The sequence below is a fragment of the Bacillus sp. J14TS2 genome (assembly GCF_018333015.1).
Taxonomy (GTDB): Bacteria; Bacillota; Bacilli; order Bacillales; family Bacillaceae_C; genus Lederbergia.
The window spans coordinates 258,895-270,707 of the sequence record NZ_BORE01000008.1; the positions used below are offsets into that span (position 1 = coordinate 258,895).

Below are 11,813 nucleotides of genomic sequence, written 5' to 3' on the forward strand. Positions count from 1 at the left end.
CAAAACGAAATTTATTATTGTCCAGCAACGTCACGTTTTGCAAAGAATATCCATGATAACAATAGAAAGACGACATAATACACAATCAAAATCGTTATGGAAAAGCCGAGAGACATTCCTTCTGCGATTGGCGATCCTCCATTTTCAAAATAAGGCTTCAAATTTGTATTTGAAAACAGAATGTATTTAGACCAACTATACTTAGAGAAGAAGGCGACAATCGAGTTGCCTGTGAACATAAGGAATACAGCTACTCCAATCGCCAATGTTCCGTTGCGGAAAACCGCCGAAATCATGAATGCAAATGTCGCCATCATAACTAGATTGACGATTTTGAAACCATAGCCGGAAGCAATCTCTTTAATAAGATTTAAATTAGTAAAATCAGGATTATCAGCAAAGATGTCCGTTGAAACAATTATTTCGGGATTTAGTCCTTCCACCCCGAATAGGAGCGCACCAATAATCCATGAGAAAATAAACACGAATAGTAATGTCAAAAGCGCAAACAATAACACCGATATATATTTAGACAACAGGATTTGCGTACGCGAAATTGGACGGATTAATAGCAGCTTAATCGTGCCCCATCTGAATTCCTGTGCAACAATTCCCGCTGCAACGATAATTGTAAATAGACTGACAAGCGAGAGAAGAAGTTCATTGTCCTTAACAAATTGCCAAGCACCGTATTGGGTCGGCTGAATGTTATTTTCTAGGTAATAGTTATTCTTGGTCACCCTGCTCATGTCCGGTCCGACAATAAAGTCGTCTGCATTTTCCTCAAGTTTTTTCTGGTATTCTTCGTTTTCTTTTTCCAGTTTTTTATTTTCATCTTGCATCACTTCACGCCAGTTATCTTGTTGGTATCTATCTTCAAGATCACCAACTGTCTTTGTCATCACACCTAAACCAATAATGATAACTGCCATAAAGATATACATAATCCATGTTGACTTGCGTATGTATACTTTGAATTCTTCGTTAAATACTAGTCTGAAAAATCTACTCAATGATGTTCTCCCCAATCAAATTAAAGAATTTATCTTCCAGGGAGTCGTTGGATATGTTGACCTGGTAGACATGAATGTCATTGGCAATGAGCGTCTTAACGACATTGGGCACATCCGCTTTTTCACATTTGAAGATGATTTGGCCATCTCTGGTACTTGTCTCAAAATCAAATTCTCTTTTGAGCACTTGAAGTGTCTCATTGGTAGGTTCAGATTCAATCATGATTTGCTTGAGATGTTGGTCCTCATGGTCACGTACATATTCTGTTGCAATCAATTCACCATTTTTGATGATGCCGATCCGATCGCACATCAGTTCTATTTCAGATAAAAGGTGGCTGGATATAATTACGGCAACCCCTTCTTCCTCAGCAAGCTTACGAATATATTGACGGATTTCACGAATACCGGCAGGATCAAGCCCATTTGTCGGTTCATCAAGGATAAGTATGGATGGTCTGTGAAGTAAAGCTTGAGCAATACCAAGTCGTTGCCGCATACCAAGTGAGTATCTCCCCACTTTTTCCTTGATTGGCTTTTCCATACCGAGCAATTTGACGACTTCCCATATGCGTTCCTCCGTAATGCCAGGTATCATCCGGGCAAAATGACGCAAATTCTGCAATCCACTCATAAACTGATAAAGTTCAGGATTTTCAACAATCGCACCAACATGCCGCACTGCTTCTTTGAAATCAGTCTTAATACTACTGCCACAGATCCGAATGTCCCCATTCGACAGTTTCATTAGACCAACGATCATGCGGATAGTCGTTGTCTTACCTGCACCATTTGGTCCAAGAAAGCCAAACACTTCTCCTTTGTTGACAGTAAATGAAAGATTATTAATAATTTTCCTTTTTCCGATGGTTTTCTCTACATTGATTAATTCCATCGCTGTTTCAGTCATATAAAGATTCCCCACTTTCTGTTCATTACATATACGTTTTAGAGGCAGTAAAGTTTCAATTCACATAAATTTAGTCACTATAGGAAACATACTAGAAAAGCTCCCCATTACTTCAAATCGTGAGATTTCATCTTATCTAATTCCTTTTTTCTCCTTTTTTTGAGAGTTTCTCTACCTGATGTCCAAATTGAAAGTAAAATAACTGTTCCTAACGTTAAGATAAACCAAAAATTCTTCTCACCATCTATTCCCCCTCGAAATCTCAGGTACATCATCAAGGCAACAAAACATACTGGTAACACTGCACCCCAAAATGCTTTCTCTCTTGTTGATAAAAAATGCTGAACAACCAATGTTAAAATTGATAATAATGAATTAATAATCCACCCCACTATAAGCGCCCCTTTTCTTTTTTGTATTTTTCTATAATTAATTTCGCTTCTTCCAAATTAATCCGATCATCAATCGATAGCTGTTTAATGAATTTTATAAAATCCTCATTATCAGCAGCATCATTTAATTTTATTTTTTCAATCAATCTATCCAATTTAATCCTCACTGTTGGATAAGAAACTTCATAAATTTTTGCGATCTCTTTTAAAGAACCTGAATTCATCACAAATTTCTTAATGAATTCAACATCCTCTTCATCTAAAGATAAGATCCAATTCGGCACATTTTTAATATCCACTTTGTCACCTCTCCTCACTCAATGTATAAATTTACTTTAACATAAATATAATAAAAGTTAAAGTTTAGTTTAACTTTATTAAAAAACATTGTAAAAAGTGCGAGGAGCTGACTATCGGTTACAAGCAAATAACCTGGTTCAATGAAAGGCAAAAACGCCCTTCATTTGAAAAATGAAGAACGTTTAATTTTCTATTGCCAAATTTCAAAAGGTGAACGAGTTGATTAGATTGGAAGACGATACAAGAGCGATCTATAACTAAAAGGGGGCTACGTGCACAAATGCAGCTTCATTAACGGAATTTTGGTACGTAGATGGCTCTACGCGCACAAATACAGTTTCATTAACGGAGATTTGGTGCATAGATGGTTCTACGCGCACAAATACGGATTCATTAATGAAATTTTGGTGCATAGATGGTTCTACACGCACAAAAGAAGCTTCATTAACAAAAATTTAGTGCATAGGAGGGACTATGCGCACAAAAGCGGGTTGAGAAGTTACATACTCACCTGTCCGCACTTAGCCAGTACATCGACGCTTCTGTGTGCCCCCAGGAGGCTCACTGCACGCCCCCGTAAGGCGCAACGTCTCATACTGTATTTTACAAGGCTATATTATCATTTATATTGTACAGGGGCTTTTTTACAAAAGAAATTATAAAATTGACTAAAAGATTATTCAATAAAAAAGAGTACCCGTTAGGATACCCTTATACATTAAATCGGAAATGAATAACATCCCCGTCTTTGACGAGATACTCTTTTCCCTCAAGTCTTACTTTTCCAGCTTCTCTTGCTGCTGTCATAGAACCACCTGCTAATAAATCTTCGTAGGAAACTGTTTCTGCACGGATAAACCCTCTTTCAAAGTCGGTATGTATGACTCCTGCACATTGGGGAGCCTTCATTCCCTTTTTGAATGTCCATGCGCGCACTTCTTGAACTCCAGCAGTAAAGTAAGTAGCTAGACCTAAAAGATTATAGGTAGCACGAATCAATTTATCAAGGCCTGACTCATCAATCCCTAATTCTTCTAGGAACATCGCTTTTTCATCGTCATCTAGTTCAGCCATTTCTTCTTCAATTTGTGCACAAATTACAATCACTTCTGCCTGATCTTCTTTCGCAAACGTTTTTACTTTCTGCACATATTCATTATGTTCAGGATCTTGAATATCATCCTCATTCACATTAGCCACATATAAAACAGGCTTACTTGTCAGGAGATGAAGACCTTTGACAAGCTTTATTTGTTCCTCTGTAAACTCGATCGATCTAGCAGGTTTCTCTGCTTCAAATGCTTCTTTTAATTTGGAGAGAGCCGCAAATTCGATAATGGCTTCTTTATCCTTTTGTTTCGCCAATTTTTCCACTCGACCAATTCGTTTGTCAACTGTTTCTAAATCGGCAAGAATTAATTCAAGATTGATCGTTTCTATATCGTCAATTGGGTCTACTTTGCCTGATACGTGGGTGATATCCTCACTGTCAAAGCAACGAACTACATGGCAAATAGCATCAACTTGGCGAATATGGGAGAGAAACTTATTACCAAGTCCCTCGCCTTTACTTGCACCTTTCACGATCCCAGCTATATCCGTAAATTCAAAGGCTGTGGGTACGGTCTTTTTAGGTTGTACAAGCTCTGTTAATTTTTGTAAACGAATATCAGGAACCTCTACAATTCCAACATTCGGATCAATTGTACAAAATGGGTAATTGGCAGCTTCTGCCCCTGCCTTTGTAATTGCATTAAATAAGGTAGATTTCCCAACATTCGGTAAACCTACAATCCCTGCTGTAAGGGCCATTGTTGTCACTCCTCTTTTAACTTGTCCATTCTATCGACTGCCATAAAGGTTTTCTTTACTATTTCATTCATTACCATTATAGAGAGTCCTTTTTTAAAAAACAATTTCATCATACATTATATGATTGACCAAGCTGTATGAAAACGCTCGTCGCCCAAGAGGACAGACAAGCGAGCTAAACAGCGCAGTAGGTATGTGTTTGTTCACAGTCTAAAGCATGAGGCTATTCCTCATGCTTTTCTACGATCTTTTTCATCTTTCTCATGAATTCGCGTCGAGGCAACATAACACTATGGCCACACCCCTCACACTTTATGCGAATATCCATTCCCATCCGGATGATTTCCCAACGGTTGGTGCCACATGGATGTTGCTTTTTCATTTCCACTACATCATGAAGATTGAATTCTTTTTTTTCCAATTTCTTTCCCCCTGATGAATATTTTATAATATTTTAGCAAAAGTGTATTGAAATGAACAGCTTCCTTATGATTTTTCACTTTCAATGTATAGAAAGAATATCTCTTCCGTATAATGGTACTGATTGCGAAAAGCGGAAGGCGGTAGTTTAGGGGCGACAAGCAAACGTTCCCTTCCTAGGTGCAGAGGTATTTGACCTCGATCCCCCGCCGCTGTAGCTAGACACCATCAACATTGATTACCAAATCAATCCCAAGGAAAAGGAGCTACCGGCATGAGAGAAGAAGCTTTCCTCCATATATCCAAACAAAGGGAAATTCATATTCACCATACAGATCCATTATCTACAAAATCTATTGCCGATGGGATGGTAGATTTACTTCCTCTTTATCAGCGTTCCCCGATTATCCTTGTATGTATTGGGACAGATCGTTCAACAGGTGATTCTTTAGGCCCTTTAACAGGCAGTTTTCTTCAAGAAGCTAACTTAACCCATTTCCATGTGTATGGGACATTGGATGAACCGGTCCATGCCGTAAACCTCCAGGAAAAGTTGGAATCCATTCAAACTCAATACACCAACCCCTTTATAATTGGCATTGACGCCTGTTTAGGGAGAATGAAGAATATCGGAATGATTAAAGTTGGTGCGGGACCTGTTAAGCCTGGTGCAGGCGTAAAGAAGGAGCTACCTCATGTTGGTCATATGCATATGACAGGCATTGTTAATGTCAGTGGCTATATGGAATTCTTTGTTCTACAGAATACACGGCTTAACTTAGTGATGAATATGGCTAAACAACTGGCTTCAGCCATTATTCAGGCAGATCAGATCTATACCGAGCAAAAAGGCTCGTCATCCCATCGATGGGATATGTCGGAGGAAAATTTATTATAACTCACTGGCTTTATTTTCCTCCCTTTTAATTAGTTTTTTTCTAATAAATGTAAGATTCTTTCTAAGTCTTCTGCTGATAAAAATTCAATTTCAATTTTACCCTTTTTCTTGTTTCTCTTGATTGTAACGGTTGTTCCAAACTTTTCCCGTAAATTATTTTCACTTTCAACGAGGAAAACATCCTTTTTGGGTCTTTCCTTTTTTGTTTCACGTGGAACATTTTGGTTGATTTGCTGAACTAGTTGCTCAAGCTGCCTTACATTCAGTCCCTCTTTTACAGACTTTTCCGCAATAGCTTCAATTTTTTCTTTTCTTTTTAGTCCTAATAAAGTGCGGCCATGTCCCATGGAAAGCTTCCCTTCCACAATATGGTTTTGAATATTTTCTGGCAAGCTTAAAAGGCGAATATGGTTGGCAATATATGGACGGCTTTTCCCTAACCTTTTGGCCAAATCTTCTTGTGTGAAGTCCAGTTTTTCCATCAAGGTTTGATAAGCGAGCGCCTCTTCAATGGGTGTTAAATCTTCCCTTTGTAAATTTTCAAGTACAGCCAATTCCATCATTTGCTGATCTGTAAATTCTTTGACAACAGCCGGAATTGTTTTTAGCTTTGCTGCTTTAGAAGCACGAAAACGACGCTCCCCTACAACAATTTCATATCCTTTAATATTTTTACGAACAATAATCGGTTGTAATACACCATGTTGTTTGATCGATTCTTTTAATTCCGAAATTGCCTCTTCTGAAAATACCTTTCTAGGTTGATAAGGATTGGGCTTAATTTCCTTTAATTCAATTTCTCGTACTGTTTCCTCTTCATTAACTTCTACATTTGTAAATAAAGCATTAATCCCTTTCCCAAGACCTTTAGCCATTTTCAGCCACTTCCTTTGCAAGATCTAAGTAAACCTCTGCTCCCCGTGATTTTGGGTCATATAGAATGATAGGTTCTCCATGACTCGGTGCTTCACTTAACCGAATATTACGTGGAATAATGGTTTGATATACTTTATTTTGGAAATACTTCTTCACTTCTTGAATGACCTGGAGTCCTAGATTTGTGCGTGCATCCAACATTGTTAACAACACGCCTTCAATCATCAATTCATTATTTAAATGCTTTTGTACTAAACGGACTGTGTTTAACAACTGACTCAAACCTTCTAAAGCATAGTACTCACATTGAACAGGGATGATCACTGAATCGGATGCTGTTAAAGCATTTAATGTGAGTAATCCAAGAGATGGAGGACAATCAATTAAAATATAATCATATTCATCCTTTACTTGATCTACTGCTCTTTTCAATCGTACCTCTCTTGAAATGGTCGGTACTAATTCAACTTCAGCTCCCGCTAATTGAATCGTTGATGGGACTGCAAATAACCTTTCTACAGCTGTTTGCTTAATGACCGTCTTCATATCAACATCATCAACAAGCACGTCATAGACACATTGCTGTACATCCCCTTTATCAATGCCTGAACCACTGGTTGCATTTCCTTGTGGATCTATATCTATAAGTAAAACCTTTTTTCCTATATAGGCTAAACAAGCACCAAGATTAACTGAGGTGGTCGTTTTTCCGACGCCACCCTTTTGGTTCGCTATGGAAATAATCTTTCCCAACGATTTCACCTGCCTTTTTCGTTCAAAATTGACTCATGTATTCTATTTTAACAAAAAACTCTACTAAAAACTCTTTGTAAGAAAAAAAGTTTTAAAAGAACAAAGCGCAAGCGCCCGTTTAGCGACGTACAAACTTTCATAGTAAGGATGAACAGCTAAAAACGCGCCGTCCTGGCGCAACGCTGTTCTGACCTGCATCCTGTAGGCCGCCTGAGATACAGGATACACGGCGAAGTATGAGCCGATGTTGACTTACGCAAACAGAAGCTGAAGGTTTGCTAGTCGCTAGGCGCTGGAGCTGGATGCAGACCGCCATACAAGCTAGTTTTTTATGACTTCGCTAAATCAAAAAAAAAGAGAAACTTATTAGCTTCTCCATTTACCTTAGTTTAGTAGGATTTCACTAAAAGAAAGTCCCCTTTACTTTTTAGCGCCCTTTTTCGGTATTTTAATAGTTATTTGATAGTATTCGTCAAAATCTTCTTCCTCTGAATCTAAATTGATGCCACTATCTGTGACCATGGAAAGAGATTGGCGGATTGTGTTAACCGCAATTCTCATATCTTTACTAATTGCTTTTCGCCTTGTTTTAGGTTTCTCTTTTTGTGTGAGCATTTTTACGACTTGCTCTTCCGTCTGTTTTACATTTAAATTTTTTTCGATCACCAAATTCATAACTTGGATCTGTTTTTCAACGTCTTTCAATGGAATAAGGGCTCGAGCATGCCGCTCCGTGATTTTCTTCTGTAAAAGGCCTTCTTGAATTTCTTCTGGCAGCTTTAATAAACGTAATTTATTCGCTACAGTGGATTGTCCTTTTCCTAAGCGTTGAGCTAATGCTTCTTGTGTTAAATTATGAATATCTAATAACTTTCCATAGGCGATTGCCTCTTCAATGGGTGTCAATTCTTCACGCTGTAAATTTTCAATTAATGCAACAGAGGCTGTTTCTGTATCATTTAAATTTTTAATAATCGCAGGCACTTCTGCCCATTCAAGGCTCTGAATGGCTCGATAACGCCGCTCTCCTGCAATAATTTCAAACTGATCGTCTTCTATCTCTCTAACGACAATCGGTTGAATCATGCCATGTGTTCGTATTGTTCTTGCTAATTCTTCAATCTTTTCCTCATTAAAGATTGTTCTCGGCTGAAACCGATTTGGGACAATTTTTACCGTGGGGATATTTCGGACTTCTTCTTTTTCTTCTATTTCTTCGTCCATCTCTTCTTTATCTATTGGTAATTCTTTATCCCCCATACCAAACAAACGAGAAAAAGGATGCTTCATCCTTCGACACCACCTTATAGAAACTCCCTTACAGCTGATCCCCCATAAGCCAAGGCTGTATGGGTCTATTTCTTAGCAGCTTTTTTTTGAAGGGCTGTTATGAACGCTTTTTTCTCACATAAAGCGGACTTTAATCCTCCTTTAATAAGGAGCACAGATTAATTTCGCAATTGCCTATTGGCAGGCTTAGTATGTCGACGTTCTGTCGCTTTGCCTGTACTAGTTGGCAACACCTTTGTGACCTACTTCCTGTAGGACCGAATCAGTCGGGTATTTGACTTTCAATTTAAATCCAGATAAATGTCACTATACCATATCATTCTATCTTTTTTGGACATTTCCTGCTTTATTTCCCTATTCTAAAGGCATTTTATTTGGAGTTCCAGGTTTCCTTGGGTACTTTTTTGGTGTGGTTTTTATTTTATCAATCACAATAATGCTCCGCTCACTTTTTTCGATCGGTAATTCAAATGAATGGATAGCGGTTGTTTTTCCCCCTAATTGTTTAATCGCTTTTTCTGCCACTTGCAGCTCCTCTTCCGCATTAGCTGCCTTCATCGCAACAAAGCGCCCGCCTTGTTTGACAAGCGGCAAACATAATTCGCTTAACACAGACATTCTTGCTACAGCTCTTGCCATTACCATATCATATTGGGCACGGAATGATTGATTTTGAGCAAAGGTCTCAGCTCGATCATGATAGAAATATGTATGTTTCAAATGTAGCTCTGCTGATAGATGCTCTAAAAAGCGTATTCTTTTTTGTAAAGAGTCAACAATCGTAATGTTCAGCTCGGGAAAACAAATTTTTAAAGGAATACTAGGAAAACCAGCTCCTGCTCCTACATCACAAATACGGATGGGCTCTTTAAAGTCCATAAAGAAAGCGGCACTAATCGAATCATAAAAATGCTTTAAGTAAACTTCCTCCCGATCTGTGAGCGCCGTTAGATTCATTTTATCATTCCATTCAACCAATATTTCAAAATATTGCTCGAATTGATTAAGCTGAAGGGAATTTAGTTGAATCCCCTTTGACGCCAACATACTGACAAATTGATCCACATTCATATCAATTCATTCCTTATCTATTAGGCCTAATCCTAACACTAATTAAATTTATTTCCTATCTTCCAAGATATAGGCTGGAACGCACTAACCACCTGGTGTCTTAGACGTTCCAACCTTTAATAGCTTTGTTATTGTGCCGCATTCTCTGCTATTTTTGCAATTTTTCCTTGTTCAATGTAAACGAGCAAAATCGAAATATCAGAAGGATTGACTCCTGAAATACGCGAAGCTTGGGCAATGGATAACGGGCGAACCTTCATTAGTTTTTGCCGTGCTTCTGTCGCAATTCCATTAATGGCTTCATAATTAATCTGTTCTGGAATCTTCTTGTTTTCTAACTTTTTTAGCTTTTCTACTTGCTGTAGTGATTTTTCAATATAGCCTTCATATTTAAGTTGAATTTCAACCTGTTCAATCACATGCTTTGGTAGCTCTTCTTCTAATGGTATCAATTCAATGACCTTTTGATAAGACATTTCTGGACGTTTGACCAAATCTGCTGCACGAATACCATCTTTTAAAGGACTTCCGCCTGCTTCCTGAATCACGGCTTGTGTCTTTTCATTTGGTTTAATAATCGTTGAACGGAATCGCTTGATCTCCGCAGCAATCGCTGATTTCTTATTGATAAATGTTTCATAGCGCTTCTCAGGAATAAGACCAATTTGATGACCTAACTCTGTTAAACGGAGATCTGCGTTATCATGACGAAGCAATAGACGATACTCCGCTCTTGATGTCAGGAGTCTGTATGGCTCATTCGTTCCTTTTGTCACTAAATCATCAATAAGGACACCAATATAAGCGTCCGAGCGACTTAAAATGACCTCATCTTCTCCAAGCACCCGCCTTGCTGCGTTAATACCAGCCATAATTCCCTGAGCGGCTGCTTCTTCATAGCCAGATGTCCCATTAATTTGACCAGCTGTGTAAAGATTTTTAATCTTTTTTGTTTCCAATGTTGGCCACAATTGTGTTGGTACAAGGGCATCATACTCAATCGCATAGCCCGGGCGCATCATTTTAGCATTTTCTAATCCGGGCACAGTTGTAATTAATTGATGCTGCACTTCCTCAGGAAGACTAGTAGATAAACCTTGCACATAGACTTCATTTGTATGTCTTCCTTCAGGTTCTAGGAAGATTTGATGTCTCGGTTTATCGTTAAAACGAACTACTTTATCCTCAATCGATGGGCAATAACGGGCACCCGTTCCCTTAATCATACCGGAAAACATTGGAGAACGATGCAAGTTTTCATCAATCAATTGATGCGTTTGTAAATTCGTATACGTTAGCCAGCATGGCAACTGGTCTGTTATAAATTTCGTTGTTTCATAGCTAAAGGCTCGGGGTTCTTCATCCCCAGGTTGGATCTCTGTTTTACTATAATCAATGGTTTTGCTATTAATCCTTGGCGGTGTTCCTGTTTTAAACCGCTCCATTTCAAAACCAAGCTCTTGTAAATATTCTGCCAGTTTAATCGATGGCTTTTGATTATTTGGACCACTTGAATATTTCAATTCTCCTAAAATAATTTCACCGCGTAGGAAAGTACCTGTCGTAATCACGACAGTTTTTCCTCGGAAGATCGCACCTGTATGAGTGACAATCCCTTTACATACACCATCTTCCAAAACTAGTTCATCCACCATCGCTTGAAGCAAGGTAAGATTTGGTTCACTTTCTAATGTATTTTTCATTTCTTGTTGGTATAGCGTCTTATCTGCTTGTGCTCGTAAAGCTTGCACTGCCGGGCCTTTTCCTGTATTTAACATTCTCATTTGAATATATGTTTTATCGATATTTTTAGCCATTTCTCCGCCAAGTGCATCGATTTCTCGGACGACAACCCCTTTAGCTGGTCCCCCAATGGAAGGGTTGCAGGGCATGAATGCGATCATATCAAGATTCAGTGTCAGCATGAGTGTTTTCGCACCCATTCTGGCAGCCGCCAGACCCGCTTCACATCCGGCATGGCCTGCTCCGATCACAATGACATCATATTGGCCTGCCTCATATTGTTGCATATCATTTAATCCTCCTTAGTATTTGTGATTGATCTATTTTAACAGTAA

The 11,813-nt window shown here is 38.5% G+C and carries 12 protein-coding genes; 1 reads left to right on the top strand and 11 read right to left on the bottom strand.

Going from position 1 to position 11,813, the window contains the following annotated elements:
• Window positions 1–14: 14 nt before the first annotated feature.
• The 6 genes from KI375_RS14390 to KI375_RS14415 form a co-directional block, all read right to left on the bottom strand.
• Window positions 15–1,013, bottom strand: coding sequence for an ABC transporter permease (locus KI375_RS14390; protein ID WP_212974163.1), 999 nt, complete (start codon window positions 1,011–1,013; stop codon window positions 15–17).
• Window positions 1,006–1,923: an ABC transporter ATP-binding protein gene (locus tag KI375_RS14395; protein WP_212974164.1), complete on the bottom strand. Its 918-nt coding sequence runs from the start codon at window positions 1,921–1,923 to the stop codon at window positions 1,006–1,008. Before KI375_RS14395 ends, KI375_RS14390 begins: the two co-directional genes overlap by 8 nt.
• A gap of 107 nt (window positions 1,924–2,030) precedes the next feature.
• On the bottom strand, window positions 2,031–2,315 hold the full coding sequence (locus KI375_RS14400) for a hypothetical protein (protein WP_212974165.1): 285 nt from the start codon (window positions 2,313–2,315) through the stop codon (window positions 2,031–2,033).
• Window positions 2,315–2,614: a DUF2089 family protein gene (locus KI375_RS14405; RefSeq protein ID WP_212974166.1), complete on the bottom strand. Its 300-nt coding sequence runs from the start codon at window positions 2,612–2,614 to the stop codon at window positions 2,315–2,317. Before KI375_RS14405 ends, KI375_RS14400 begins: the two co-directional genes overlap by 1 nt.
• A 712-nt stretch (window positions 2,615–3,326) precedes the next feature.
• Complete coding sequence (gene ychF, locus KI375_RS14410) at window positions 3,327–4,427, bottom strand: redox-regulated ATPase YchF (RefSeq protein ID WP_212974167.1); 1,101 nt, start codon at window positions 4,425–4,427, stop codon at window positions 3,327–3,329.
• A 223-nt stretch (window positions 4,428–4,650) separates the two neighbouring features.
• On the bottom strand, window positions 4,651–4,848 hold the full coding sequence (locus tag KI375_RS14415; protein ID WP_212974168.1) for a DUF951 domain-containing protein: 198 nt from the start codon (window positions 4,846–4,848) through the stop codon (window positions 4,651–4,653).
• 273 nt (window positions 4,849–5,121) lie between these two features.
• Between KI375_RS14415 and yyaC the strand changes: the two genes are divergently transcribed.
• Window positions 5,122–5,745 (top strand): spore protease YyaC, encoded by a 624-nt coding sequence (gene yyaC, locus KI375_RS14420; protein WP_212974169.1) that lies wholly within the window; start codon window positions 5,122–5,124, stop codon window positions 5,743–5,745.
• Window positions 5,746–5,774: 29 nt separating this feature from the next.
• Here the strand turns inward: yyaC and KI375_RS14425 are convergent, their stop codons facing one another.
• The 5 genes from KI375_RS14425 to mnmG form a co-directional block, all read right to left on the bottom strand.
• Complete coding sequence (locus KI375_RS14425) at window positions 5,775–6,620, bottom strand: ParB/RepB/Spo0J family partition protein (protein WP_212974170.1); 846 nt, start codon at window positions 6,618–6,620, stop codon at window positions 5,775–5,777.
• Window positions 6,613–7,374, bottom strand: a complete 762-nt coding sequence (locus KI375_RS14430) for a ParA family protein (RefSeq protein ID WP_207452404.1) — start codon at window positions 7,372–7,374, stop codon at window positions 6,613–6,615. The genes KI375_RS14425 and KI375_RS14430 overlap by 8 nt, the downstream gene beginning before the upstream one ends.
• 420 nt (window positions 7,375–7,794) lie before the next feature.
• A complete protein-coding gene (gene noc, locus KI375_RS14435) occupies window positions 7,795–8,664 on the bottom strand; it encodes a nucleoid occlusion protein (RefSeq protein WP_212974171.1) in 870 nt (289 codons plus the stop codon).
• A gap of 354 nt (window positions 8,665–9,018) precedes the next feature.
• Entirely contained in the window at window positions 9,019–9,735 is a 717-nt protein-coding gene (gene rsmG / locus KI375_RS14440) for a 16S rRNA (guanine(527)-N(7))-methyltransferase RsmG (protein WP_212974172.1), read from the bottom strand.
• Between the two features lie 128 nt (window positions 9,736–9,863).
• On the bottom strand, window positions 9,864–11,765 hold the full coding sequence (gene mnmG, locus KI375_RS14445) for a tRNA uridine-5-carboxymethylaminomethyl(34) synthesis enzyme MnmG (RefSeq protein ID WP_212974173.1): 1,902 nt from the start codon (window positions 11,763–11,765) through the stop codon (window positions 9,864–9,866).
• Between the last annotated feature and the right edge of the window lie 48 nt (window positions 11,766–11,813).